This window comes from Pseudomonas campi (assembly GCF_013200955.2).
Classification (GTDB): domain Bacteria; phylum Pseudomonadota; class Gammaproteobacteria; order Pseudomonadales; family Pseudomonadaceae; genus Aquipseudomonas; species Aquipseudomonas campi.
The window spans coordinates 3723893-3749914 of sequence record NZ_CP053697.2 but is presented as its reverse complement, the minus strand read 5'-3'; the positions used below and the strand labels follow the sequence as shown (position 1 = coordinate 3749914).

At 63.4% G+C, this 26022-nt stretch carries 23 protein-coding genes; 15 read left to right on the top strand and 8 right to left on the bottom strand.

The annotated features are described in order from the left end of the window. Nucleotides 1-19 precede the first annotated feature (19 nt). The gene (locus HNE05_RS17355; protein WP_173209655.1) at nucleotides 20-475 is read right to left on the bottom strand and encodes a MaoC family dehydratase; all 456 of its coding nucleotides are present in this window, start codon (nucleotides 473-475) and stop codon (nucleotides 20-22) included. A gap of 163 nt (nucleotides 476-638) precedes the next feature. Here HNE05_RS17355 and HNE05_RS17350 point away from each other — a divergent pair, with 163 nt between their 5' ends. The 3 genes from HNE05_RS17350 to HNE05_RS17340 all read left to right on the top strand — a co-directional run bounded on the left by HNE05_RS17350 (nucleotide 639) and on the right by HNE05_RS17340 (nucleotide 2458). Continuing rightward, nucleotides 639-1001: a CidA/LrgA family protein gene (locus HNE05_RS17350; protein WP_173209653.1), complete on the top strand. Its 363-nt coding sequence runs from the start codon at nucleotides 639-641 to the stop codon at nucleotides 999-1001. Beyond that, nucleotides 998-1714 (top strand): LrgB family protein, encoded by a 717-nt coding sequence (locus HNE05_RS17345; protein ID WP_420826977.1) that lies wholly within the window; start codon nucleotides 998-1000, stop codon nucleotides 1712-1714. Before HNE05_RS17350 ends, HNE05_RS17345 begins: the two co-directional genes overlap by 4 nt. Nucleotides 1715-1867: 153 nt before the next feature. Then, entirely contained in the window at nucleotides 1868-2458 is a 591-nt protein-coding gene (locus tag HNE05_RS17340; RefSeq protein ID WP_173209651.1) for an LON peptidase substrate-binding domain-containing protein, read from the top strand. Between the two features lie 293 nt (nucleotides 2459-2751). Here the strand turns inward: HNE05_RS17340 and HNE05_RS17335 are convergent, their stop codons facing one another. Both HNE05_RS17335 and HNE05_RS17330 read right to left on the bottom strand, forming a co-directional pair. Continuing rightward, nucleotides 2752-4068, bottom strand: a complete 1317-nt coding sequence (locus tag HNE05_RS17335; protein WP_173209649.1) for a bifunctional DedA family/phosphatase PAP2 family protein — start codon at nucleotides 4066-4068, stop codon at nucleotides 2752-2754. Then, the gene (locus tag HNE05_RS17330; RefSeq protein WP_173211721.1) at nucleotides 4065-4778 is read right to left on the bottom strand and encodes a DNA-3-methyladenine glycosylase; all 714 of its coding nucleotides are present in this window, start codon (nucleotides 4776-4778) and stop codon (nucleotides 4065-4067) included. Before HNE05_RS17330 ends, HNE05_RS17335 begins: the two co-directional genes overlap by 4 nt. 143 nt (nucleotides 4779-4921) lie before the next feature. On the opposite strand from HNE05_RS17330, the gene HNE05_RS17325 reads away from it, so the two are divergent. The 11 genes from HNE05_RS17325 to lipB all read left to right on the top strand — a co-directional run bounded on the left by HNE05_RS17325 (nucleotide 4922) and on the right by lipB (nucleotide 15151). Further along, nucleotides 4922-6187, top strand: coding sequence for a glutamate-5-semialdehyde dehydrogenase (locus HNE05_RS17325; protein ID WP_173209647.1), 1266 nt, complete (start codon nucleotides 4922-4924; stop codon nucleotides 6185-6187). 13 nt (nucleotides 6188-6200) lie between these two features. Then, on the top strand, nucleotides 6201-6851 hold the full coding sequence (gene nadD / locus HNE05_RS17320) for a nicotinate-nucleotide adenylyltransferase (RefSeq protein WP_173209645.1): 651 nt from the start codon (nucleotides 6201-6203) through the stop codon (nucleotides 6849-6851). A gap of 7 nt (nucleotides 6852-6858) precedes the next feature. Continuing rightward, a complete protein-coding gene (gene rsfS / locus HNE05_RS17315) occupies nucleotides 6859-7218 on the top strand; it encodes a ribosome silencing factor (protein WP_173209643.1) in 360 nt (119 codons plus the stop codon). Nucleotides 7219-7227: 9 nt separating this feature from the next. After that, nucleotides 7228-7695 (top strand): 23S rRNA (pseudouridine(1915)-N(3))-methyltransferase RlmH, encoded by a 468-nt coding sequence (gene rlmH / locus HNE05_RS17310; protein WP_173209641.1) that lies wholly within the window; start codon nucleotides 7228-7230, stop codon nucleotides 7693-7695. A 38-nt stretch (nucleotides 7696-7733) separates the two neighbouring features. Beyond that, nucleotides 7734-9659, top strand: coding sequence for a penicillin-binding protein 2 (gene mrdA / locus HNE05_RS17305; RefSeq protein WP_173209639.1), 1926 nt, complete (start codon nucleotides 7734-7736; stop codon nucleotides 9657-9659). After that, entirely contained in the window at nucleotides 9656-10801 is a 1146-nt protein-coding gene (rodA, locus tag HNE05_RS17300) for a rod shape-determining protein RodA (RefSeq protein WP_173209637.1), read from the top strand. The genes mrdA and rodA overlap by 4 nt, the downstream gene beginning before the upstream one ends. Nucleotides 10802-10839: 38 nt before the next feature. Then, a complete protein-coding gene (gene mltB, locus HNE05_RS17295; RefSeq protein ID WP_173209635.1) occupies nucleotides 10840-11826 on the top strand; it encodes a lytic murein transglycosylase B in 987 nt (328 codons plus the stop codon). Beyond that, complete coding sequence (locus HNE05_RS17290) at nucleotides 11823-12842, top strand: septal ring lytic transglycosylase RlpA family protein (protein ID WP_173209633.1); 1020 nt, start codon at nucleotides 11823-11825, stop codon at nucleotides 12840-12842. Before mltB ends, HNE05_RS17290 begins: the two co-directional genes overlap by 4 nt. Nucleotides 12843-12944: 102 nt before the next feature. Further along, nucleotides 12945-14123, top strand: coding sequence for a D-alanyl-D-alanine carboxypeptidase family protein (locus HNE05_RS17285; RefSeq protein ID WP_173209631.1), 1179 nt, complete (start codon nucleotides 12945-12947; stop codon nucleotides 14121-14123). 132 nt (nucleotides 14124-14255) lie between these two features. After that, nucleotides 14256-14534, top strand: a complete 279-nt coding sequence (locus HNE05_RS17280) for a DUF493 domain-containing protein (protein ID WP_173209629.1) — start codon at nucleotides 14256-14258, stop codon at nucleotides 14532-14534. Further along, nucleotides 14534-15151: a lipoyl(octanoyl) transferase LipB gene (lipB, locus tag HNE05_RS17275; RefSeq protein WP_173209627.1), complete on the top strand. Its 618-nt coding sequence runs from the start codon at nucleotides 14534-14536 to the stop codon at nucleotides 15149-15151. The genes HNE05_RS17280 and lipB overlap by 1 nt, the downstream gene beginning before the upstream one ends. A gap of 46 nt (nucleotides 15152-15197) precedes the next feature. On the opposite strand, the gene lipA is transcribed toward lipB, so the two are convergent. Together lipA and HNE05_RS17265 are read right to left on the bottom strand one after the other, a co-directional pair. Further along, on the bottom strand, nucleotides 15198-16250 hold the full coding sequence (lipA, locus tag HNE05_RS17270) for a lipoyl synthase (RefSeq protein WP_173209625.1): 1053 nt from the start codon (nucleotides 16248-16250) through the stop codon (nucleotides 15198-15200). Nucleotides 16251-16424: 174 nt separating this feature from the next. After that, entirely contained in the window at nucleotides 16425-17738 is a 1314-nt protein-coding gene (locus HNE05_RS17265) for a methyl-accepting chemotaxis protein (protein WP_173209623.1), read from the bottom strand. A 178-nt stretch (nucleotides 17739-17916) separates the two neighbouring features. Here HNE05_RS17265 and HNE05_RS17260 point away from each other — a divergent pair, with 178 nt between their 5' ends. Further along, nucleotides 17917-18798 (top strand): DNA-3-methyladenine glycosylase family protein, encoded by an 882-nt coding sequence (locus HNE05_RS17260; protein ID WP_173209621.1) that lies wholly within the window; start codon nucleotides 17917-17919, stop codon nucleotides 18796-18798. A gap of 69 nt (nucleotides 18799-18867) precedes the next feature. Here the strand turns inward: HNE05_RS17260 and HNE05_RS17255 are convergent, their stop codons facing one another. From HNE05_RS17255 to HNE05_RS17245, 3 genes are all read right to left on the bottom strand, one after another. Beyond that, nucleotides 18868-20160, bottom strand: coding sequence for a lytic murein transglycosylase (locus tag HNE05_RS17255; RefSeq protein ID WP_173209619.1), 1293 nt, complete (start codon nucleotides 20158-20160; stop codon nucleotides 18868-18870). 45 nt (nucleotides 20161-20205) lie between these two features. Beyond that, nucleotides 20206-20361, bottom strand: a complete 156-nt coding sequence (gene arfA, locus HNE05_RS17250; RefSeq protein ID WP_160078460.1) for an alternative ribosome rescue factor ArfA — start codon at nucleotides 20359-20361, stop codon at nucleotides 20206-20208. 146 nt (nucleotides 20362-20507) lie between these two features. Next, on the bottom strand, nucleotides 20508-24290 hold the full coding sequence (locus tag HNE05_RS17245; protein WP_173209617.1) for a calcium-binding protein: 3783 nt from the start codon (nucleotides 24288-24290) through the stop codon (nucleotides 20508-20510). Between the last annotated feature and the right edge of the window lie 1732 nt (nucleotides 24291-26022).

The window sequence follows — 26022 nt, the reverse complement described above, 5'->3', positions numbered from 1 at the left end:
TCGGCGGGGCGGGGCCGCGTCAGACGAAGCACAGGCTCAGTTGCTCGGCGATATAAGCCGGTTTTTCTTCGCCTTCGATTTCCAGGGTCGCCTGGGTCTTGATCAGCCACTGGCCGGCACGTTTCTCGGTGATCTCGAGAACGCTCATGGCCAGGCGCACACGCGAGTTGACCTTCACCGGCTGGATGAAGCGCACGCTGTCGAGGCCGTAGTTGACGGCCATTTTCAGGCCCTCGGGCATGATCATCAGGCCTTCCATCAGCTTGGGGATCAGTGACAGGGAGAGGAAGCCGTGGGCAATGGTGCCGCCGAACGGGGTGTGCTTGGCCTTGACCGGATCAACATGAATGAACTGGTGGTCGCCGGTGCATTCGGCGAACTGGTTGATGCGTTCTTGGTCGATGGTCATCCATTCCGAGCGTCCAAGCTCTTTGCCTACATAGTCTTGCAGTTGCGATACGGGTACTAACGGCATAGATCCTCCTTGAAGGATGCTGGCTACTTGTTGTTTTTGCTGATGAACCTAGCTGGCCCTAGATCATCATGACTCGGCACGAGGGTCAAGCCGAAAGTCGCGGTATATAGCGCTGCTGTGGGCGTGTTTATAATGGCCGCGCCATCCCGTCGGAGACTTCCCCATGCTGCTGCGCGGCCTGACCTGGCTGGTGCTGTTCCAGCTGCTCGGCACTGCCCTCAATGTGCTGGTCCTGCCCATGCTGCCAGGGCCGATCATCGGCATGCTGCTGCTGTTCGTGTTCCTCCTGCTGCGGGGTGAAGTGGGCGAGCCGCTCAGCCAGGCCGCCAGCGGCTTGTTGCGCTACCTGCCGTTGCTGCTGGTGCCGCCTGCGGTAGGGGTGATGGTCTATGCCGAACAGATCGCCGCCGACTTCTGGGCGCTGGCCGGGGCGCTGGGGCTGTCGTTGCTGCTCTCGCTACTGTTCGCCGGCTGGCTCATGCAGAAATTGATCGAGCGCCAGGTACGCCGCGAGGATCAGGCATGACGCTGGATTGGCAGGGCGCCGTGCAGGCAGTCATTCATCACCCGCTGTTCGGTATCGGTATCACCCTGGCGGTGTACCAGCTGTCACTGGCCGCCTATGAAAAGACCCGCTGGGTGTTCCTGCAGCCGGTGCTGGTGTCGATGGCCGTGCTGATCGGTGTGCTGCTGGCCTGCGGCCTGAGTTACGCCGAGTACCGCGACAGCACCTTCCTTCTCAGTGTGTTGCTGGGGCCGACTACTGTGGCCCTGGCCGTACCCTTGTTCCTCAATCTGCGGCGTATTCGCCAGCTGTTCTGGCCGGTACTGATCACCCTGCTGGTTGCCGGCGTGCTGGCGACCGCGCTGGGTGTGTTGCTGGCCTGGCTGTTCGGGGCCGAGCGAATGATGCTGATGACCCTGGCGCCGAAGTCGGTGACCTCGCCGATCGCCATGCTGGTAGCCGAGCAGATCGGTGGCGTGGCCGCGTTGGCGGCGGTGTTCGTGCTGATTACCGGCGTACTCGGTGCCATCTGCGGGCCCGAGCTGCTGCGCCGCATTGGCGTGCATCATCCTGCTGCGCAGGGCATGGCGCTGGGCCTGACTGCCCATGCGGTGGGCACGGCGCGGGCGCTGCAGGAGAGTGAAGAAAGCGGGGCCTTCGCCGCCCTGGCCATGAGCCTGATGGGCGTAGTCACTGCAATTGCCCTACCCTTGGTGGTAGCGCTGATCGCTTGAGAACCTGCCTGCGATCTCCTGACTGTCAGCCATACTGCGTTGAAAATGACCTCGGAATGCTCATTTACAACTCGTAAACTCCGCTTCCTCGGCCATCTTCGCCTTGTCTGGCTTTAATTCAGAAGATCGCAAACAGGTTCTGAGGATGGCTGCATGAATTTTCCGCTGTTCCCGCTCAATACCGTGCTGTTCCCCGGCTGCATGCTCGATTTGCAGATCTTCGAGGCGCGCTACCTGGATATGGTCAGCGCCTGCATGCGCCGTGGCGAAGGATTCGGCGTGGTCGGTATTTTCGCGGGGCGCGAGGTCGGTGTGGCGGCCGAGCGTTTTGCTGCGGTGGGTTGCGAGGCGCTGATTCGTGACTTCCAGCAGCGCCCCAATGGTCTGCTGGGGATTCGGGTCGAGGGTGTGCGGCGCTTTCATGTGGAGCAGATCGAGGTGCAGGCCGACCAGCTGACCCTGGCCGAGGTCACTTGGCTGGATGAGGCGGCCGATGCGCCGCTGTTGGCCGAGCATGCCGACCTCGCCGCGCTGCTCAATGCCCTGGTCGAACACCCGCTGGTCGCCGGGTTGGGCATGGGTGGGGCGGTCGCCAGCCAGCAGGCGTTGGCCAATCAATTGGCCTACCTGCTGCCGTTCAGTGTCGAGCAGAAGCTGCAGGCGCTGCAGCAGGCTGATCCGGGACAGCGCCTGGCTTATATCCAGAGCCTGCTGGATGAGTTGCAGGGCGAGATGATCGCCTGAGAACCTGTCTAGGTTCTCTTGATCGTCGGCCATGCTGCGTTGCAACGCAGTAACAGCCGCAGGCTGGTCAAGTGGGCTCGGCAAGTCGCTTGCGACTAACGCGCTGCAGCGCGGCCCGTAGGGCGAGTGAAGCGAGTACTGCTCATTTACAGCTCGTAAACTCCGCGTCCTCGCCCGCTTGATTCGCTGGCGCTCACCCTTCGGGCCAGCCTGCGGCTGTTACTTCCGCTGGTCGTTGCGCCTTGCCTGGCTCTAGCTCAAAAGACCCTAAACAGGTTCTGAGCAGGCTGACCTCAATAACGATATTGCTGCAGCGCCTCTGGCAAGGACCAGGCGCTGACGGCGCCGAGCAGGGCCAGGCTGGCTGGCAGGATCAGCCACCAGATGCGCGCACTGAGCGGCGCCAGGACTGCGCGCCGCTGCAGAAAGGCCAGCCAGGCTGCGCACACGCTGCCCGCGAGCAAGGCGCCGGCCAACACGTCCGTAGGCCAGTGCACCCCCAGATAAACCCGCGACAGGGCGATGGCCAGGGCTGGCAGGCTGGCCAGCAGCAGCCAGGTCAGGCGGGTGCGCGCTGGTGTGCCGCGGCCGGCGAGGATGCCCAGGGCCAGAAAGAAGGCGAAGGCCGCCGAGCTGTGCCCGCTGGGTAGGCTGAAGGTGTCCAGCGGCTGCAGCAGCACTTCGGGCCGAGCGCGGGCGAACAGGTGCTTGAGGCCGGTGTTGGTCAGGGCGGTGAACAGCATGCAGCCTGCCACCAGGGCGGCCGCAGCATAGCGCCGGCTGAGCAGGAGCAGGCCGGTGAGCAGCACGCCCGCAGCAACCTGGGTGGTGAAGTCGCCGAGGCCGGTGATCAGCAGGGCGATGCTGTCCAGGGTGCTGTTGCGTTGCTCCTGCACCAGTGTCATCAAACCCTGGTCGAGGGGGCTCAGGTAGGGCACGCCGAGGAGCAGGGCTGCCAGCAGGGTGGCGCTCAGGCCGGCCGCTACGGCCGTCGCCCAGCGCAGTTCGCGCAGGCTGCTGAGAATCACCACCAGCAGCATCAGCGCGATGGCGCCGGCAACTGTCCCGGCGGCGCTCCAGAAGCCTTCCGGCAGCGGCAGGCGCAGGGCGGCGCCAGTGGCCCAGCCGGGCAGCATGTAGGCCACTGCCCAGCCAGCGGCGGCCAGCATGCTGACCAGGATGAAACGCACGAACGGCATGTCGAGCATGCCCGCCACCAAGGGCAGCATGGGGCGCAGCGGGCCGATGTAGCGGCCGACCAGCAGGCTGACCACGCCATAGCGCTGGAAGTAGTTTTCCGCGCGGGCCAGCCATTCGGGGTGGTCGCGCAGCACCGGCAGGCGGCGGATGCCCTGGTGGAAGTGGCGGCCCAGGCCGTAGGAGATCGCATCGCCGAGCAGGCCGCCGGCGTAGGCCAGCGCTATGGTTTCCCACAGCGTCAGGGCGCCGCTGCCGGCCAGCACGGCTAGGGTGAACAGCACCACGGTGCCGGGAATGAGGATGCCGGCTATGGCGAGGCACTCCAGGCAGGCGACGAGGAAGATGGTCAGGCCCAACCACTCCGGGTTGGTTTCCAGCCAGAGAGTCATGGTGTCGAACCATTGGCTCATGGGTACAGCTCCTTGGGGGTTAGCAAGAGATAGTCACGGCCTTCGACCTGCCCGCGGCGCAATGGGTTGCGTGTGCACTGGCGGGCGAAGGTGGCGTCGACGAAACGATAGGGCAGGTGCTCGTCACGTCCGCTGGGGATGCCCAAGCGGGTAGTTTGAACGATCTGCGCCGGCATTTCGCCGACATCCTCGACAAACAGGCGCTGCGGGTCGAAGCGGCGGGCGTCCCAGTCCGGCACCTTGAGGCCGAGACTGCGACACAGCAGGGTCTGGCCGGCGCACAGTCTGGCGACGGGGCGCGGGCTGCCATCGGCGGCCGGATTGTTGGCCTGCATGCGCGCCAGGGCGTCGGCTGCGCAGTGCCGATCCAGCCAGGGCGCGGCCGCTTTGATCAGCACCGCATTGCCCGGCCCCTGGGCGCTGAAGTTCAGCGAGTCGCCGCCACGGGCGTAGTACATGTAGATGTGCCCGCCATCGAGAAACAGCGCGCGGCGTTTCTCTGTGTAGCCGAGCGAAGCATGGCTGCCCTTCTCGGCGGCGTAGTAGGCCTCGGTCTCGATGATCCGGGCGGCCAGCCAGTGGCCCTGATGGCGGTGACGAATGACTTTGCCGAGCAGGGCGCGGGCCAGGGTCTGCGCGTCGCGATCGAAGAATGCGGCGGGCAGCGGGCGGGCTTCGGGCCAGGGCAGTGACGCTGGGGTGGCGGGCATCGGGGCGCCTGTGGCGAGGGTGGCGGGCGCGATCATAGCAACAAGCTCCGGCTAAAGTGACCATCCGCCCGACGCTGCTGGGCTTGAGGGCGCGCTATCGCTATAATCAGCCCCTTTTTCCAACTGCCAGACATTCCGAGACCATGACCGAGTCCGTGCTCGACTACATGACCCGCCTGGGCCGCGCCGCGCGCGATGCCTCGCGGGTGCTCGCCCGCGCCAGCACCGCGCAGAAGAACAGCGCCCTGCAGGCTGCCGCCAATGCCCTCGACGCCGCCCGCGCCGAGCTGACCGCCGCCAATGAGCTGGACCTGGCCGCCGCCCGCGCCAGCGGCCTGGAACCGGCCATGGTCGACCGCCTGGCGCTGACCCCGGGCGTGATCGACAGCATGATCGAAGGCCTGCGCCAGGTTGCCACCCTGCCCGACCCGATCGGCGAGATCCAGGGCATGCGCTATATGCCGTCCGGTATCCAGGTCGGCAAGATGCGCGTGCCGCTGGGCGTGATCGGCATCATCTATGAGTCGCGGCCGAACGTGACCATCGACGCCGCCAGCCTGTGCCTGAAGTCCGGCAACGCCACCATCCTGCGTGGCGGCTCGGAAGCCATTCATTCCAACCAGGCGATTGCCCGCTGCATCCAGCTCGGCCTGGCCGAAGCCGGCCTGCCCGCCAGCGCCGTGCAGGTGGTGGAAACCACCGACCGCGCGGCCGTCGGCGCGCTGATCAGCATGCCGGAGTTCGTCGACGTGATCGTGCCGCGTGGCGGCAAGGGCCTGATCGAACGCATCAGTCGCGACGCCAAGGTGCCGGTGATCAAGCACCTGGACGGCGTGTGCCACGTCTATATTGACGTCGCCGCCGACCTCGACAAGGCCATCCGCGTTGCCGACAACGCCAAGACCCAGCGCTATTCGCCGTGCAACGCCATGGAAACCCTGCTGGTGCATGCCGCCGTTGCCGCCCAGGTGCTGCCGCCGCTGGCTGCCATCTACCGCGACAAGGGCGTCGAGCTGCGTGGCGACGCCGCGACCCGTGCGCTGCTGGGTAGTGATGTGCTGGAGGCGAGCGAGGAAGACTGGTTCGCCGAATACAACGCGCCGATCCTGGCGATTCGCATTGTCGACTCGCTGGAAGCGGCCATCGAGCACATCAATAAATACGGTTCGCAGCACACCGACGCGATCATCACCGAGAACTTCAGCGATGCGCGGCGCTTCCTCACCGAGGTGGATTCCGCTTCGGTGATGGTCAATGCCTCGACCCGTTTCGCCGACGGCTTCGAGTACGGCCTGGGCGCGGAGATCGGCATCTCCACCGACAAGCTGCACGCCCGCGGCCCGGTCGGCCTGATCGGTCTGACCAGCGAGAAGTACGTGGTGTTCGGCGACGGGCACATTCGTACCTGATGGGGCGTACCTGATGGCGCGGCGTATCGGGATACTGGGGGGCACCTTCAATCCCGTGCATATCGCCCATCTGCGCGGCGCCCTCGAGGTGGCCGAGCAGCTGGCGCTGGACGAGCTGCGGCTGATCCCCAGCGCGCGGCCGCCGCACCGCACGGCACCGCAGGCGACTGCCGAGCAACGCCTGGCCATGGTGCAACTGGCGGTAGAGCGTGAGCCACGGCTGGCGGTCGATGACCGCGAGCTGCGGCGTGACAAGCCGTCGTTCACCATCGACACCCTGGAGTCGTTGCGCGGTGAACTGGCGGCGGATGATCAGCTGTTTCTCCTGCTGGGCTGGGATGCCTTCTGCGGGTTGCCGACCTGGCAGCGCTGGGCAGAACTGCTGCAGCACTGCCATATCCTCGTGCTGCAGCGGCCGGATGCCGACAGCGAGGCGCCGGAAGCGCTGCGTGACCTGCTCGCGGCGCGCAGTGTGAATGATCCGCAAGGCCTGGTCGGGCCGAGCGGACAGATTGCTTTTGTCTGGCAGACGCCGCTGGCGGTGTCTGCCACACAGATTCGCCATTTGCTGGCAGAAGGGCGTTCGGTACGTTTTCTGGTACCCGACGCCGTGCTGGCCTATATCCAAACCCACGGGCTGTACCGTGGGCAAACCGATTCATGAGGTAACGATGCAAAACGAACAACTGGTCAAGGTCGCCGTTGCGGCCCTGGAAGACATGAAAGCCACCGATATCACCACCATCGATGTGCGCGGCAAGACCAGCGTCACCGACTTCATGGTGATCGCCAGCGGTACCTCCAGCCGTCACGTCAAGTCGATGGCCAACGAAGTGCTGGACAAGGTCCGCGAGCAGGGCGTGCGCCCGATCGGCAGCGAAGGCCTGGACGGCGGCGAGTGGGCCCTGCTCGATCTCGGCGATGTCGTGGTGCACGTGATGCAGGTTGCCACCCGCCAGTTCTACGACCTCGAACGTCTGTGGCAGGGCGCCGAGCAGAGCCGCGCGCAGCACCAAGATCTGCCGGAGTAAGTTCGCGCCGTGCGTATCAAGCTGATTGCGGTCGGCTCACGCATGCCGCGCTGGGTGGAGGATGGCTGGCAGGAATATGCCAAGCGTCTGCCGCCCGAGCTGGGACTCGACCTGGTTGAGGTTCCGCTGACCACTCGCGGCAAGAATGCCGATGTGGCGCGGATGATCCGTCAGGAAGGCGAGGCGATGCTGAGCAAGGTGCAGCCGGGGGAACGCATCGTCACCCTCGAGGTCCATGGCAAGCCGTGGAGCACCGAGCAGCTGGCGGCTGAGCTGGAGCGCTGGCGCCTGGATGCGCGCACCGTCAATCTGATGGTCGGCGGCCCCGAAGGGCTGGCGCCTGAGGTGTGCGCGCGCAGCGAGCAACGCTGGTCACTGTCGCCGCTGACCTTGCCGCATCCGCTGGTACGCATCCTCATCGGCGAACAGATCTACCGGGCCTGGACCGTGTTGTCCGGGCACCCGTACCACAAATAACGTTGCCTATAAAAAGCCGCCCATTTAAGTAGTCGCAGATGCCGCAACCGATCCGCCTCAAGGACCACGAAAAAGACGCCCGTCTGGTACGCCGGCGTGTGGTGGTCGGCGCTGTGGTGGTGCTGCTGCTGACCTGTGTGCTGATCGCGCGCCTGTACTACCTGCAGGTGATCCAGTACGAGCACCACACCACCCTGGCGGAAAACAACCGCATCCATGTGCAGCCGATCCCGCCGACCCGCGGGCTGATCTTCGACCGTAACGGGGTGATCATCGCCGACAACCGCCCCAGCTTCAGCCTGACCGTGACCCGCGAGCGCGCGGGAGACTGGCAGCAGGTGCTGGATGTGGTGGTCGAGGCGCTGGAGCTGACGGCGGAAGATCGCGCCCTGTTCGAGAAGCGCATGCGCCAGGGGCGGCGGCCCTTCGAGCCGGTGCCAATTCTGTTCGAACTGTCCGAAGAGCAGATCGCGCGCATCGCGGTGAATCAGTTCCGCCTGCCTGGCGTCGACGTGGTGGCCCAGCTGGTGCGGCACTATCCGCAGAAGGGGCACTTCGCCCACTCGGTCGGTTATGTCGGGCGGATCAACGAGAAAGAGCTGAAGGAGCTGGATCCGGTCAACTACAGCGGCACCCACCATATCGGCAAGACCGGTGTCGAGCGTTTCTACGAAGACCTGCTGCACGGTGAGGTGGGCTACGAGGAAGTCGAGACCAACGCCCGTGGTCGCGTGCTGCGCGTGCTCAAGCGTACCGATCCGAAGCCGGGTACGGATCTCACCCTGAGCCTGGATGTGAAACTGCAGGAGGCTGCCGAGCAGGCCCTGGGCGGCCGCCGTGGCGCGGTGGTGGCGATCGAGCCGAGCACCGGCGAGGTGCTGGCGATGGTCAGCCAGCCGAGCTTCGACCCCAACCCCTTTGTCACCGGTATCGGCTTCAAGGCCTATGCCGAGCTGCGCGATTCGATCGACCGGCCGCTGTACAACCGCGTGCTGCGCGGCTTGTATCCGCCAGGCTCGACGATCAAGCCGATGGTCGCGGTGGCAGGCCTGGACGCCGGTGTGGTGACCCCGCAATCGCGGGTGTTCGATCCCGGTTTCTATCAGTTGCCCGGCCACAGCCACAAATACCGCAACTGGAACCGCACCGGTGACGGTTCGGTGAACCTGGAATACGCGATCATGCGTTCCAACGACACCTACTTTTACGACCTCGCGCACAAGATGGGCGTGGATCGCATGCACCGCTACATGAGCCTGTTTGGCCTGGGGCAGAAGGTTTCCCTAGACATGTTCGAGGAAGCCGCCGGGCTGATGCCTTCGCGCGAATGGAAGCGTGCACGCTACCGCCAGCCCTGGTATCCCGGCGAGACGCTGATTCTTGGCATCGGCCAGGGCTATATGCAGACTACGCCGCTGCAGCTGGCCCAGGCGGTGACACTGATGGCCACCCGCGGCAAGTGGATTCGTCCGCACCTGCTGCGCAGTGCCGAAGGCAAGACCCCGCAGCAGCTGATGGCCGAAGAGGTCATCGAAGCGATGGAGACCCCGCCGGACATTGTCCTGCGCGACCCCAAGTTCTGGGATTACGGCCGCTTTGGCATGGAACAGGTGATGCACGGCCCCCGCGGCACGGCGCGCAAGGTCGGCGATCTGGCGCTGTATCGCATCGCTGGCAAGAGCGGCACGGCGCAGGTGGTGGCGATCAAGCAGGGCGAGAAGTATGACCGCTCCAAGGTGCAGGAACGCCATCGCGACCATGCGCTGTTCGTCGCCTTCGCTCCGGCGGCCGATCCGAAGATCGCCGTTGCGGTGATGGTAGAAAATGGCGAGTCGGGCTCCGGTGTGGCCGCACCGGTGGTCAAGCAGGTGATCGATGCCTGGTTGCTGGGTGAGGATGGCCAGCTCAAACCGGAGTATCGTCCGCCGGTGCCCGTGGTCGAGGAAGCGAGCGTCAGCCCATGAACAGCAATTTCGACCGCAGTATTTCCGACGAGGACGTGTTCAAGCGCCGGGCAACCCTGTTGCAGCGTTTGCACATCGACGGCTGGCTGCTGCTGATCCTTCTGGCGCTGGCAGCCGGCAGCCTTTTCGTCCTGTATTCGGCCAGCGGCAAGAACTGGGACCTGCTGATCAAGCAGGGTTCCTCCTTTGCACTGGGCATGGTCGGCATGCTGGTGATTGCCCAGTTCGAGCCGCGCTTCATGGCTCGCTGGGTGCCGCTGGCCTACATATTCGGTGTTGGCTTACTGGTGGCAGTCGAGGTGATGGGGCATACGGCCATGGGCGCCACGCGCTGGATCAACATTCCCGGGGTGATTCGCTTCCAGCCCTCCGAGTTCATGAAGATCATCATGCCGGCGACCATCGCCTGGTACCTGGCCCGGCACAACCTGCCGCCCAAGCTCAGGCATATCGCGGTCAGCCTGGTGCTGATCCTGGTGCCTTTCGTGCTGATCCTCAAGCAGCCGGACCTGGGCACCTCGTTGCTGATCCTCGCTTCCGGTGCCTTCGTGCTGTTCATGGCCGGGCTGCAGTGGCGCTGGATTATCGGCGCGGTAGCCGCGGTGGTGCCGATTGCGGTGGCCATGTGGTTCTTTGTCTTGCGCGAATACCAGAAGCAGCGCGTGCTGACCTTCCTCGACCCGGAAAGCGATCCGCTGGGCACCGGTTGGAACATCATCCAGTCCAAGGCGGCTATCGGTTCGGGCGGTGTGCTGGGCAAGGGCTGGCTGCTGGGCACCCAGTCGCACCTGGATTTTTTGCCGGAAAGCCACACGGACTTTATCATTGCGGTCCTGAGCGAAGAGTTCGGCCTGGTCGGGGTGTGTATCCTGCTGCTGGTCTACCTGCTGCTGATCGGTCGCGGCCTGTTCATCACGGCCCAGGCGCAGACCCTGTTCGGCAAGTTGCTGGCCGGTAGCCTGACCATGACCTTCTTCGTCTACGTATTCGTTAACATCGGCATGGTCAGTGGGCTGTTGCCGGTGGTGGGGGTGCCTCTGCCCTTCATTAGTTATGGCGGAACTCACTTGGTGACGCTGTTGTCAGGGTTTGGGATTTTGATGGCGATCCACACCCATCGAAAATGGATCGCACAGGTTTGATAAGAGTGAAGAATTTGAAACAGGCATGGCGTGACTGGATGGTTCGTGGCACTCATTGGCTTGGTCTGGCGGTGTTCGCCATGAGTGGCACGGCAGTGGCGGGTGACTACGACGGCTCGCCGCAGGTGGCCGAGTTCATCGCCGAGATGACCCGCGACCATGGCTTTGCCGGTGAGCAGCTGGTCAGCCTGTTCAGCCAGGCCGAGCGCAAGCAGGCGATTCTCGATGCCATCTCGCGTCCGGCGGAGAAGGTCAAGCCGTGGAAAGACTACCGGCCGATCTTCATTACCGAGGCGCGCATCAGCAAGGGCGTGGATTTCTGGAACCAGAATGCCGAGGCCCTGGCCCGTGCCGAGAAGGAGTACGGGGTGCCGGCCCAGGTGATCGTGGCGATCATCGGTGTGGAAACCTTCTATGGTGGTAACACCGGCAGCTGGCGCGGTATCGATGCATTGTCCACACTGTGCTTCGATTATCCGCCACGCGCCGAGTTCTTCTGCCAGCAGCTCCGCGAGCTGCTCCTGCTGAGCCGTGAGGAACAGATCGACCCGATCACGTTGACCGGCTCCTATGCCGGCGCCATGGGCCTGCCGCAGTTCATGCCGGGCAGCTTCCGCGCTTACGCAGTGGACTTCGATGGCGATAGCCACATCAACATCTGGAGTAACCCGGTGGATGCAATTGGCAGCGTTGCCAGCTACTTCAAGCGCCATGGCTGGGTCGCCGGTGAGCCGGTGGTCAGCCGTGCCCAGGTCAAGGGCGAGCTGGCCGACAGCGGCCTGACCCAGGGCCTGGATCCGGTGAAAAATGTCGGTGAGCTGCGTGCCCTGGGCTGGTCGAGCGCCGATGTGCTGCGCGACGATATCCCGGTAACCGCTTTCCGTTTTGAAGGTGCCGAGGGTGAGGAGTACTGGATGGGGCTGCCCAACTTCTATGTGATCACCCGTTACAACCGCAGCACTATGTACTCCATGGCCGTGCATCAGCTTTCCGAGCTGCTGCTGGCCAAGCGGGGCGGGCAATGAGCTGCAGGCAGTTCGCGGTGCGCAGTCTGGCCTTCGCGGCCCTGGGCCTGGCCTTGGCCAGCTGCTCGACCAGCAAACCCACGCCGACCGCGCCGGTGCCCGCCGGGGGTTCCATCTCCGGTCCGATGGACTACAGCCGCCCGCATCGCGATGGCGCGCCCTGGTGGGATGTCGACGTGTCGCGCATTCCCGATGCCGTGCCGATGCCGCACTACGGCCGTTTCAAGGCCAATCCATACACCGTGCTGGGCAAGACCTACTACCCGATCAACGATGCCCGGCGCTATCACGCCACCGGCACCGCATCCTGGTACGGCACCAAGTTCCACGGGCAGGCTACCGCCAATGGCGAGGCCTATGACCTGTACGGCATGACCGCCGCGCACAAGACCCTGCCGTTGCCGAGCTACGTGCGGGTGACCAACCTGGACAACGGACGCACGGTGATCCTGCGGGTCAACGACCGCGGTCCGTTCTACTCCGATCGCATCATCGACCTGTCCTTCGCCGCGGCGAAGAAGCTCGGTTACGCCGAAAGCGGCACCGCGCGGGTCAAGGTCGAAGGTATCGATCCGCATCAGTGGTGGGCCCAGCAGGGCCGGCCGGTGCCGATGGTACTGGCGCAGCCGAAGATGGCCGATCCTTCGGCGGCACAGTCGGTGGCCGTAGCGCAGCCGGTCAGCCAGCCGATCGAACAGTACACGCCACCGCCCCAGCAGCACGCGGCGGCCGTGCTGCCAGTGCAGATCGACGCAAAAAAAAACGATTCAGTCGCAGCCTCTGGCCTGTATCTCCAGGTGGCCGCCTTCGCCAATCCGGACGCTGCGGAGCTCCTCAAGGCGAAGCTGAGCGAGACAGTGCCTGCCAAGGTGTTTATCAGCTCGGTGGTGCGCAACCAGCAGATCTTCCATCGGGTGCGCCTGGGGCCGATGGGAACGCCGGGTGAGGTGCAGCAGGTGCAGGACACTGTGCGCCTGGCCAATCTCGGCCAGCCCACGCTGGTACGCCCCGACTAGAGTCTTTTCGTCCATTGCCCGAGCAGTTCAAGGGTGATGGGGAATGCAGGCGAGCCTCCGGCTCGTCTGTGCCATTGTTGAATAGCCATTTTAGAGAGACGGATGAATATCTCCCGCTTTGCCCGCTGCCTTTCCCTGTTCACCCTGCTGCTCGGCGCGCCACTCACTCAGGCCGCCCAGGACACCGCCATCCCTTCGCCGCCGCAACTGGCAGCCAAGTCCTACGTGCTGCTGGACGCTGCCAGCGGCAAGGTGCTGGTGGAAAACAACGGCGATCAGCGCCTGCCTCCGGCCAGCCTGACCAAGCTGATGACCGCCTATATCGCCACCCTGGAAATTCGCAAGGGCAAGATCGGCGAGCAGGACATGGTGCCCGTCAGCGAGCATGCCTGGCGTACCGGTGGTGCTGCCTCTGGGGGCTCCACCATGTTCCTGCCGCTGAATAGCCAGGCTTCGGTGGATGATCTGCTGCACGGTGTCATCATCCAGTCCGGCAACGACGCCAGCATTGCCCTGGCCGAGTACATCGCCGGCAGCGAAGACGCCTTCGCCGACATGATGAACGAAACCGCCGAGCGCCTGGGCATGAAGAACTCCCACTTCATGAACGCCACCGGCCTGCCGCATCCGGAGCACTACTCCAGTGCTCACGATATGGCCATCCTGGCCCGCGCCATCATCAACGAGGATAAGGAACACTATGCGATCTACTCGCAGAAGGAGTTCCACTGGAACAACATCAAGCAGGGCAACCGCAACCTGCTGCTGTGGCGCGACAGCACAGTGGACGGTCTGAAGACTGGTCACACCGAAGAAGCCGGTTACTGCCTGGTCGCCTCTGCCGTGCGCGAAGGCGCACGCATGATCACCTCGGTGTTCGGTACCGACAGTGAAAAGGTTCGCGCCGCTGAGACGCAGAAGCTGCTGACCTACGGTTTCCGCTTCTTCGAAACCCAGACCTTCTACAAGCAGGGCGAAGAGCTGGCTCAGGCGCAGGTCTGGAAAGGCATCACTCGCCAGGTCAAGGCCGGCCTGGCCCAGGACCTGACCATGACCCTGCCGAAAGGCCAGGTCAAAAAGCTGCAGGCCAGCATGGTCCTCGAACCGCAGCTGCAGGCGCCGCTCAAGCAGGGCGACGTGATCGGCAAGGTCGAAGTCAAGCTGGGTGAAGAAGTGCTGCACACCGCCGACCTGATTGCCCTCGAGGCCGTCGAGGAGGGTGGTTTCTTCCGCCGCCTGTGGGATAGCATTCGTTTGTTCTTCTACGGACTGTTCAACTGAGAACCGGCAGGGAGCGCAGCTAGCGCTCCGCTCAGGTTCTGACCAAGGGCGCCCCTCACCGGGGCGTTCCTGCTTTCTCGGAGCCCGCCCCCCGGCGATGTGGGTTCAGGGCCATAAGCCCGGAGCAATGCGATGACCGATACCGACGTACAAGCCCCGAAAATCGAATTCCCCTGCGAGCGCTACCCGATCAAGGTGATCGGCGAGGCCGGCGACGGCTTCACCGATCTGGTGATCGAAGTGATGCAGCGCCATGCGCCAGGCTTCGACTCCACCAGCCTGGTGGTGCGCGACAGCCGCAACGGCCGCTTCCTTTCCGTGCAGGTGCATATCACCGCCACCGGCGTGGAGCAGCTGCAGGCGATCCATCTCGACCTGAAAGCCAGCGGCCGCGTGCACATGGTGCTCTAGTGGCAGCGCTTGTCGTGCGTCACCTGGGGGTGGTGGAGTACCTGCCGACCCTGGAAGCCATGCGCAGCTTCACCGCCGAGCGCAATGAGTCGACCCCCGACGAAATCTGGCTGCTGCAGCATCCGCAGGTATTCACCCAGGGGCAGGCCGGCAAGCCGGAGCATCTGTTGGCCCCTGGTGATATTCCGGTGGTGCAGGTCGAGCGCGGTGGCCAGGTCACTTACCACGGCCCCGGCCAGTTGGTGGCCTACCTGATGCTGAATCTGCGTCGGCAGAAGCTGGGGGTGCGCGAGCTGGTCACCGCCATGGAGCGGGCGCTGGTCGATGTGCTGGCCAGCTATGGCGTCGAGGCGGCGCCGAAGGCCGACGCCCCGGGCGTCTACGTCAAGGGTGAGAAGATCGCCTCGTTGGGCCTGCGGGTGCGCAATGGCTGCTCATTCCACGGCCTGGCGCTGAATGTCGACATGGATATGTCGCCGTTCCAGCGCATCAACCCGTGCGGCTATAGTGGTTTGAAGATGATCCAGCTCAGGGATCTGCTCGACACTTCGCCTGCGCTCGACGAGGTGGCGCAGCGCCTGGAGCAGGCATTGCGCCAGCGTCTGGGTTACGCGTAGTCGGCCGCCATAGCCCGGGTTAGCCAGCGGCGTACCCGGGCCATCCTCAGTTCAAGTTGAGCGTCGGAATCAGGCTGTCGTTCTGCTGCTGGCCGGGCACCTGCACGGGAGCGGCCAGGCCCAGGTTGTTCTTCTCGAACACCCGGTCGGCACGGTAGCTGGAGCGTACCAGCGGGCCGGCGGCGACTTCCATGAAGCCTTTTTCCAGGCCGATGTCACGCAAGCGGTTGAACTCCTCGGGGCTGACCCAGCGCTGCACCTTCAGGTGGTTGCGGGTGGGTTGCAGGTACTGGCCGAGGGTGAGGATGTCGACGCCGATGGCGCGCAGGTCATCCATGGTCTGCAGGATTTCCTCGTCGGTTTCACCCAGGCCCAGCATCAGGCTGGTCTTGGTGATGACGCTGGGTCGATGGCGCTTGGCGTGCTCCAGTACCTTCAACGTCTTCTCGTAACCGGCGCGTGGATCACGTACCTCATAGGTCAGGCGCTTGACCGTCTCGACGTTCTGCGCGAAGACCTCCAGACCGGAGTCCACCACGCGGGCGATGGCCGCGTGATCGCCGTCGAAGTCCGGGGTCAGGGCCTCCACCACCACCTGCGGCGTATTGGCCTTGATCGCCTGCACGCAGGCGGCGTAGTGGGCGGCGCCGCCATCGGGCAGGTCATCGCGGTCTACCGAAGTCAGGACGATGTAGCGCAGGCCCATCAGTTCCACCGACTTGGCGGTGTTCTGCGGTTCTTCCTGGTCCAGCCAGCCATTCGGGTTGCCGGTGTCGACCGCACAGAAGCGGCAGGCACGGGTGCAGACCGAACCCATCAACATGATGGTGGCGGTGCCGTTGGACCAGCATTCACCGATGTTCGGGCAGTGGGATTCCTGGCAGACGGTGCTCAGGCGATGCTCGCTGACGTTGCGTTTGACCGCATCGAAGCGGCTGCCGCTCGGCGCCTTGACCCGCAACCAGCTCGGCTTGGGTTCGAAGGGCTGGGGTTCGGCCGAAGCGCGGCGCTTCTGGCCATCCTTGATCGCGGTAATTCCCTGGGGGGTGCGAAATTTTTCGCCGCTGGATACGGGCTTGGGCGGGGCAGTGTCGGACATCGAGATCTCGGCTCCGGTAGGAGGCTGCGGTAGCGGGGCTTTTGGCCGGTGGGCAGTCTACCATAGAGGGCTTACGGCGACTGCCAGCGGCTGTCGGCGCAACGGACGACAGCTACCGTGCCCGCTGTTGTTGCGCTCCGCGAGCCGCCAGCGCTTTTTCGGCGGCGTGCTTTGTCAGGTCTTGAGCTGGCTGGCGAACTGCTCCACGGCCTGCACCACTTGCTTGGCACCCTCCTGAATCTCCACGATCACTGCGCCGGCCTCGCTGGCCAGGTTCAGCCCCTGCTCGGCCTGCTGGCTGCTGCTGGCCATGCTGGCCACCGCGTTCTGGGCCAGGCTCTGGTTCTTCTGCGCCACTTCGACGATTTCCTCGGTGGCCTGGCTGGTGCGTCCAGCCAGCTGGCGCACCTCGTCGGCCACCACGGCGAAGCCGCGGCCCTGCTCGCCGGCGCGTGCCGCCTCGATAGCGGCGTTGAGCGCCAGCAGGTTGGTCTGGTCGGCGATGCCGCGAATGGTCTGCATGATGGTGCTGATCAGTTGCGACTGCTTGTCCAGCGCCTCGATGCCATCGCTCGCCTCCTGCACCTGACGGGCAATGCGCTGCATCACTTCGACCGTCTGGCGTACCACGGCGGCGCCCTTGTTGGCGCTGTCGTCGGTCTGCTGGGAGATGCTGTAGGCGATGTTCGCCGCTTCGGCCACAGCCTGTTCCTGGTTGACCTGGTCGGTGATCACGGTGGCAAACTTGACCACCTTGTACAGGCGCTCGTGGTGGTCGCGCACTGGGTTGTAGGAGGCTTCCAGCCAGACCGTGCGGCCGTGGCTGTCGATGCGCTTGAAGCGTCCGGCGACGAACTCGCCACGATTGAGACGGGCCCAGAAGTCGCGGTAAGCCTGCGAGTTGTACTCCTCCGCCTCGCAGAACATGCGGTGGTGTTTGCCCTGGATCTGCTCCAGGCGATAACCCATGCCGCCGAGGAAACGCTCATTGGCGGTCAGCACTTCGCCGGCCAGGTTGAACTCGATCACCGCGGTGGAGCGCAGCAGGGCGCCGATCAGTCCCTCGTGTTCCTTGGAGGTGCTGATGGTGCGGGTCAGGTCTTTGGCGCAGAGGGCGAAATAGGCCAGCTCGCCACGGCTGTGCACCGGCTGCCATATGCAGCGCAGCCAGGCTTCCTCGCCATTGCCACGTAGCAGGCGGAAGGCGCCGCTGAGGTGTTCGCGGGCGCGCAGGGCCTGCTGCAGCCTCGGGTAGTTGGCTTCGTGGCGGAAGGAGTCGGGAATCAGCGAGTCCAACTGGCGGCCGACCAGGGCATTGCTTTGGTAGAGCATTTCACTTAGGAAGTTGTCGTTGGCGTAGCGGATGCTGCCATCGGGTTCGATTTCTAACACCAGTGACTCGTTGTAGAACGAGTCCTTGATCTGGCGCATGCTGGTCAGCTCGTTGCGTAAGCGGGCCAGTTCCTCTTTCAGTTTGTTGTTGAACATTGGGAAGGGCACCTTAGGGATTGAATGCTGGGCAATCCATGACGGTTTTCAGGCGGTGCTTCCTCGCTCGCCTATCAACCGTATTGATCGCTGTCGCCAAGGCCACAGTCCATGCAGTGTAGTCTTGGTCTTCCGACCGCCCAGGCGGAGTTTTCATCAGCTGTGTGTAGATATTTCCATGAGTTCTCTCGACTGTATCCTTGAGCTGCCCACGGATTACCGGGTGGCCGATCTGCTGGCGTTCCACCGTCGCGATGGGCAGGCCCTGGCCGAGCGGGTGCAGGTCGATGGCCTGGACAAGGGCGTGCTCTGGCAGGGGCTGCCGGCCTGCCTGAGCATCCGTTTCGAAGCGGCCCGCGTCAGTGCTCGCCTGGAGGTGGACGGCCCGGAGGCGGAGGATGCCGGGCCGTTGCGTGCGCTGGTCGCCCACATGCTGGGCCTGACCCAGCCGGTGCGGGACTTCGAGACGGTGCACGCCGGGCATCCGCAGCTGGGGCCTTTGCTCGCCCGTCACGCCGGTCTGCGCGTGCCACAGGCGGCCACCCCGTTCGAGGCGCTGAGCTGGGCGATCAGCGGCCAGCAGATCAGCCTACCGGTGGCGATCAGCCTGCGCCGCAAGCTGATCCAGCTGGCCGGGCGAGCACACTCCAGTGGCCTGCTCTGCTATCCGGATGCCCAGGCGGTGGCTGCCCTGCAGGAGTCGCAGCTGCGCGCCGCTGGTTTCTCCCAGGCCAAGGCGCAGGCGCTGCTCTTGCTCAGTCGCGAGATTGTGGCCGGCAATCTGCCACTAGATACCTGGTTGGTTGGTGAGCCGGCCGAGGCCATCGCCGAGCGCCTGCTGGCGCTGCGTGGCATCGGTCCGTGGACGGTGGATTACGCCTTGCTGCGCGGTTTTGCCCGTTTGGATGGCTCGTTGCATGGCGATGCCGCGGTGCGCCGCCAGCTGCAGCGCCTGCTGGGTAGCGCGGACAAGCTCAGCCAGCCCTTCACCCGCGACTGGCTGGCGCCGTTCTCGCCCTGGCGCGCACTGGTCGCCGCCCATCTGTGGGCGATGCCGTAGGAGCGAGCTCTGCTCGCGAACCAGGCCGCGGGGGGATTCGCGAGCAGAGCTCGCTCCTACAAAAGCCTCTCAGCGCAACCGTTGCAGCAACGCCGGGGTCGGGTAGCCGTCGGCGGGCAGGCCCAGGCTCTGCTGGTAGGCGCGAATCGCCTTGCGCGTATTGGCGCCGATGATGCCGTCGGCCGGGCCGGGGTTGTAACCCTGAGTCGCCAGGCCTTCCTGCAGTTCGATGCGCTCGCTGCGGCTCAATGGGCGATCGCTGCGCGGCCACTCGGCGAGAATCTGTCCGCCACCGCCGAAGCGCTGGCCGAGCAGGCCCACGGCCAGGGCGTAGGACGAGGAGTTGTTGTACTTGAGGATGGCGTTGAAGTTGCGGAACACCAGGAAGGCCGGGCCGCGGTGGCCGGCCGGTAGCAGCAGGTAACCGGTTTGCTGCGGGTCGAGGTTGCCGGGCTGGCCTTTGACGCCGTACTCGATCCATTGCGCGTAGGTCTTGCGGATCTCGCTATCGGCCAGGGCGTAATCGAAACCGCTGGGCAGGGCGACTTCCATGCCCCAGGGCTGGCCGAACTGCCAGCCGGAGGCCTGCAGGTAGTGGGCGGCCGAGGCCAGGGCGTCGGCGCTGGAGTTCCAGATATCGCGGCGGCCATCGCCATCGAAGTCCACGGCGTGGGTCAGGTAGGTGGTGGGGATGAACTGGGTCTGGCCCATGGCCCCGGCCCAGGAACCGCGCATGCTGCCAGGCTGGATATCACCGTTGTGCAAGATTTGCAGGGCGGCCAGCAGCTGCTCTTCGGCCCACTGCGGGCGGCGGCCTTCGTAGGCCAGGGTGGCCAGCGAGCGGATCACCGACTGTTCACCCATGAACTGGCCGAAGCTGCTTTCCATGCCCCAGATCGCCACCAGGGTTTCCCGGTCGACGCCATAACGCTGTTCGATGGCGGCCAGGGTTGCGGCGTGTTCGGCGAGCAGGGCCTGGCCCTTGCGCAGGCGGATCGGCGAAGTGGCGCCTTCGATGTATTCCCACACCGGGCGGGTGAATTCGGGTTGGCTGTGGTCGGCGCGGACCACGCTCATGTCCGGGTCGATGCCGTTAAAGGCGCGGTCGAACAGCTCGGCAGGGATGCCGGCACGCAGGGCCTTGATGCGGAACTGCCCGCGCCAGGCGCTGAAACTGATGGCTGGTGCAGGCGCAACCTGCGCCTTTACCTGGGGCGCTGCGGCGGGGGCTGCGGGCGTGCTGGCGGAGGGGCTGGCTACAGCGGGTTGGGCGTCGCGGGTGGGCGACTCGACGCAGGCACTGAGCAGCAGGGTGGTGCCGGCGAGCAGGCAGCACAGGCGGCCGGTGGCGAGGTGGGGCATTGCACGAATCTCGGGTCTGAGCGAACGAAGCGCGACCTTAACATTTCATGCCGCCATAAAGCACGAAGCCTCCCAGTTTTGCTGGGAGGCTTCGCGGCGGTAGCTGCCTTTGCCTTTCTTCGCCTGTTCCTGGCGGCAGCGGAACAGGGGTTGGGCGACTAGGGATTTGGCCTTGTTCGGCCGCTTGGCATTCTTCGCCATGGCATGTCCTCGGTTGTGGCCCGCAGGGTGCGAGCGCGCCGAGGATGCGCCGTTGTACAAAAAATGTCCAGATTGTGGTGGGGCGGATTGATGTGACACATATGAAAAAGCCCGGCAGATGCCGGGCCTCTTCATGCGTCAGTGAGTTACTGCCAATTGGCAGCAAGCACCACATCCAACTGCTGTCGTTGCTCCGCTGTCAGGTTGCCTTCACTTCCTGCAGGCACACCAAAGGCAGCCATGGCATTCACCAGGTTTTGCACCTGGCTATCCATTAACGATTCTCCGTCAGCCGTCTTGAACTGCTCGACGCGGTAAGCGTTGCCGGAATACCAGTTGTTGATCGTGACCTTGTCTGCTGTACCAATGATGCTGACTTCGAGACTCGAGCCTGCTTGGCGGAACCAAAGTTGTTCCGGTGCAACTTCATCTCCGAAGCGCAGCACGTCGGTGTAGACGGTGCTGGTGCCGCTGTTCACCGTCTCGGTGATGGTGTCGACGCCATCGCCCAGGTTGAACAGGTAGGTGTCGGCGTAATAACCGCCGTTCAGGGTGTCGGTGCCGGTCCCGCCCGAGAGCAGGTTGCCGTTCGAGGTGTTGGCGACTCTGAGGGTGTCATTGCCGGCTTCGCCGTACAGGCTGTTGCTGCCGGTGCCGCCGTCGAGGGTGTCGTTGCCGGCGCCGCCGTGGATAAAGTCGTTGCCGTTCCAGCCGTAGATGGTGTCTGCCGCCGTGCTGCCGACTTGGGTGAGGCCGCCCTGCGTCATCTGGGCCCAGGTCCACACGGTGCCATCGGCGAACTCGATCTTCTCGATTGTCCTGGCCGCGACGATGTCTGCCCCTGAAGTGGTGGTGGTGAAGACGTCCTTGAGCATCACCTTGTCCACACCATTGCTGTGGGCGAAGACCAAGTCGGTGCCGACGCGCTGGACCTTGATATCTGTAGCCGCGATCCCCGTGCCGAAGCGCAGCACGTCGGTGTAGACGGTGCTGATGCTGCTGTTCACCGTCTCGGTGATGGTGTCGACGCCATCGCCCAGGTTGAACAGGTAGGTGTCGGCGTAATAGCCGCCGTTCAGGGTGTCGTTGCCGGTGCCGCCCGAGAGCAGGTTACCGTTCGAGGTGTTGGCTACTCTGAGGGTGTCGCTGCCGGCGTCGCCGTACAGGCTGTTGCTGCCGGTGCCGCCGTCGAGGGTGTCGTTGCCATCTCCGCCGCTGATGAGGTCGTTGCCGTTCCAGCCGTAGATGGTGTCTGCGGCCGCGCTGCCGACTTGGGTGAGGCCGCCCTGCGTCAGCTGGGCCCAGGTCCACACGGTGCCATCGGCGAACTCGATCTTCTCGATTGTCCTGGCCGCGACGATGTCTGCCCCTGAAGTGGTGGTGGTGAAGACGTCCTTGAGCATCACCTTGTCCACACCATTGCTGTGGGCGAAGACCAAGTCGGTGCCGACGCGCTGGACCTTGATATCTGTAGCCGCGATCCCCGTGCCGAAGCGCAGCACGTCGGTGTAGACGGTGCTGATGCTGCTGTTCACCGTCTCGGTGATGGTGTCGACGCCATCGCCCAGGTTGAACAGGTAGGTGTCGGCGTAATAGCCGCCGTTCAGGGTGTCGTTGCCGGTGCCGCCCGAGAGCAGGTTACCGTTCGAGGTGTTGGCTACTCTGAGGGTGTCGCTGCCGGCGTCGCCGTACAGGCTGTTGCTGCCGGTGCCGCCGTCGAGGGTGTCGTTGCCGGCGCCGCCGTGGATAAAGTCGTTGCCGTTCCAGCCGTAGATGGTGTCTGCCGCCGTGCTGCCGACTTGGGTGAGGCCGCCCTGCGTCATCTGGGCCCAGGTCCACACGGTGCCATCGGCGAACTCGATCTTCTCGATTGTCCTGGCCGCGACGATGTCTGCCCCTGAAGTGGTGGTGGTGAAGACGTCCTTGAGCATCACCTTGTCCACACCATTGCTGTGGGCGAAGACCAAGTCGGTGCCGACGCGCTGGACCTTGATATCTGTAGCCGCGATCCCCGTGCCGAAGCGCAGCACGTCGGTGTAGACGGTGCTGATGCTGCTGTTCACCGTCTCGGTGATGGTGTCGACGCCATCGCCCAGGTTGAACAGGTAGGTGTCGGCGTAATAACCGCCGTTCAGGGTGTCGGTGCCGGTCCCGCCCGAGAGCAGGTTGCCGTTCGAGGTGTTGGCGACTCTGAGGGTGTCATTGCCGGCTTCGCCGTACAGGCTGTTGCTGCCGGTGCCGCCGTCGAGGGTGTCGTTGCCGGCGCCGCCGTGGATAAAGTCGTTGCCGTTCCAGCCGTAGATGGTGTCTGCCGCCGTGCTGCCGACTTGGGTGAGGCCGCCCTGCGTCATCTGGGCCCAGGTCCACACGGTGCCATCGGCGAACTCGATCTTCTCGATTGTCCTGGCCGCGACGATGTCTGCCCCTGAAGTGGTGGTGGTGAAGACGTCCTTGAGCATCACCTTGTCCACACCATTGCTGTGGGCGAAGACCAAGTCGGTGCCGACGCGCTGGACCTTGATATCTGTAGCCGCGATCCCCGTGCCGAAGCGCAGCACGTCGGTGTAGACGGTGCTGATGCTGCTGTTCACCGTCTCGGTGATGGTGTCGACGCCATCGCCCAGGTTGAACAGGTAGGTGTCGGCGTAATAGCCGCCGTTCAGGGTGTCGTTGCCGGTGCCGCCCGAGAGCAGGTTACCGTTCGAGGTGTTGGCTACTCTGAGGGTGTCGCTGCCGGCGTCGCCGTACAGGCTGTTGCTGCCGGTGCCGCCGTCGAGGGTGTCGTTGCCATCTCCGCCGCTGATGAGGTCGTTGCCGTTCCAGCCGTAGATGGTGTCTGCGGCCGCGCTGCCGACTTGGGTGAGGCCGCCCTGCGTCAGCTGGGCCCAGGTCCACACGGTGCCATCGGCGAACTCGATCTTCTCGATTGTCCTGGCCGCGACGATGTCTGCCCCTGAAGTGGTGGTGGTGAAGACGTCCTTGAGCATCACCTTGTCCACACCATTGCTGTGGGCGAAGACCAAGTCGGTGCCGACGCGCTGGACCTTGATATCTGTAGCCGCGATCCCCGTGCCGAAGCGCAGCACGTCGGTGTAGACGGTGCTGATGCTGCTGTTCACCGTCTCGGTGATGGTGTCGACGCCATCGCCCAGGTTGAACAGGTAGGTGTCGGCGTAATAGCCGCCGTTCAGGGTGTCGTTGCCGGTGCCGCCCGAGAGCAGGTTACCGTTCGAGGTGTTGGCTACTCTGAGGGTGTCGCTGCCGGCGTCGCCGTACAGGCTGTTGCTGCCGGTGCCGCCGTCGAGGGTGTCGTTGCCATCTCCGCCGCTGATGAGGTCGTTGCCGTTCCAGCCGTAGATGGTGTCTGCGGCCGCGCTGCCGACTTGGGTGAGGCCGCCCTGCGTCAGCTGGGCCCAGGTCCACACGGTGCCATCGGCGAACTCGATCTTCTCGATGGTCCTGGCCGCGACGATGTCTGCCCCTGAAGTGGTGGTGGTGAAGACGTCCTTGAGCATCACCTTGTCCACACCATTGCTGTGGGCGAAGACCAAGTCGGTGCCGACGCGCTGGACCTTGATATCTGTAGCCGCGATCCCCGTGCCGAAGCGCAGCACGTCGGTGTAGACGGTGCTGATGCTGCTGTTCACCGTCTCGGTGATGGTGTCGACGCCATCGCCCAGGTTGAACAGGTAGGTGTCGGCGTAATAACCGCCGTTCAGGGTGTCGGTGCCGGTCCCGCCCGAGAGCAGGTTACCGTTCGAGGTGTTGGCTACTCTGAGGGTGTCGCTGCCGGCGTCGCCGTACAGGCTGTTGCTGCCGGTGCCGCCGTCGAGGGTGTCGTTGCCGGCGCCGCCGTGGATGAAGTCGTTGCCGTCATCACCGTTGAGGATGTCGTTTCCATCCGTTCCCCCTGTCGCATTCAGTCCCATTGTGGCCAGTAAGAAGGGAAATCCTTGTCCATTTATGTCGCCTTGAGCTACCAGCAACTCACTCAGATTTTCACTAATTGGATCTCCATACGATCCTAGGACTTTAAGGGCGGCGCCAAGCTCACTAATGAGAACGGTAGCGCTGGCGGGATTCTCTACATATTTAGCCTGAAGCTCAGCAACCAGCGTGCTGACATCCAGTGTAATAGTGTCAGTCTCTGAGTCCCAGTTTACTTGAACTCCTCCAAGTGTCGCGTATAAGTGTGTTTGCACCATTAGTTGAGAGTACACATAAGAGGCTAACGTATCGTAAGCATCCATGAGCTTCTGAGCTGCATTAGGTCCCGGATTTGGCAAACCTGCATTCGTGCCGCTGTCCTGAACAAAGTTGTCGACCATAAATGCCTCTAAGGCGTACAACTTTCGACCATCGTCTAAGTAAGTGCCGCGACTATTAATCGCGTACTGGTCGGCACCTGTCCAATGCAAGATGATTTGATCAAGCAGTGCTTTACGGTTAGAAACATCGGTTTCCTGCGTAAACTGGCTAACCAGCGCTTGTAGCTGGCCGCTACTGTCTAGCGCCATCGCCTGATGCAAGCTGTGCACATTACCGAAGCCTATAACCTCTGGTAGAGCGGCAATCTCATCGCTGACAGCAACCTGGTTTAGCTCTTGGCTGCGCGCTGCATCTACACTAAACCAGACATCATCCATATCCCGTATTGCCCCATCTGCGGTAGTGTAGCTGCCGCTCTGCAACACAAGATTTCCCTGTGCGTCGTAGTGATTCTGATTGGTAAAAGAAGTATTCAAGCTAGCGACATTGGCGTCACTGAGATTGAGAAATTCGCCGCCGTCAACTTGGGCGTCGCTGTCTACATCCCGCCACACTAGCAGCTGGCTGAAGGCTGCATCATTGGCATCAATCTTTCCGTCGTGGTTACTGTCCAAGTCAGCCAGCGCAGCAAAACCATTAGCGGCACTCTGCCCATTGCTGAGCTGGGTATAGTTACCAAACAGCTCGCTGCCATCATCAATCTGGCCGTTGCCGTTACGATCCCACACCAGTAGACCATCGTCCTTGCCTACCCAGCCGGTGGTTTCTGCGAAACCATTACCATCATGGTCGAAGTAGATGCCCTCGCTTTTACTGATAGTCTCAACACCATCGCCATCGAGGTCTAGAATCAGGGGGGATACGGTTTGCTCCGCACTATTGTAATCAGCAGCAACATCTTTAAGTGCCTGATTGCGCACATTAACCTTACCAACTGTATCCCCCACACCCAAATAGCCATCAGTAAATGCTTCAGCTGTTTCTTGGGCGCCCGCTTGATTTTCAGGGCTCCACGGCTCGCCTCCTGATTGCCAGGCGTAATAGGCGGCTTTCACAGCATTCGTAACAGCATCCCCTGCATATTTATTTCGTCCAGTTTCATGTGGTGCATCTTGCGTGCCTTGTTGTGACATAAAAAATTTCCTTATATTTAATATTTAAATTTACCTAAAAGATATTGGGGTCTTTCAGGTGGGCCAATTTGCAATTGGTCTTGAGTGCCAAGTCGCGTGATTAAAAGATAAATATGGATCAGGATCAGTTAGGTCACTTTTCTCATATCTGTCTTTAGTCCTGCCTACATCGCTACACCCGGCGATAGTTCGACGCTGTTCTCGTCGACCTAGATGCTGTTTTCATCCGAAGAATCTGCGCGCTGTACACCAGGCCGAA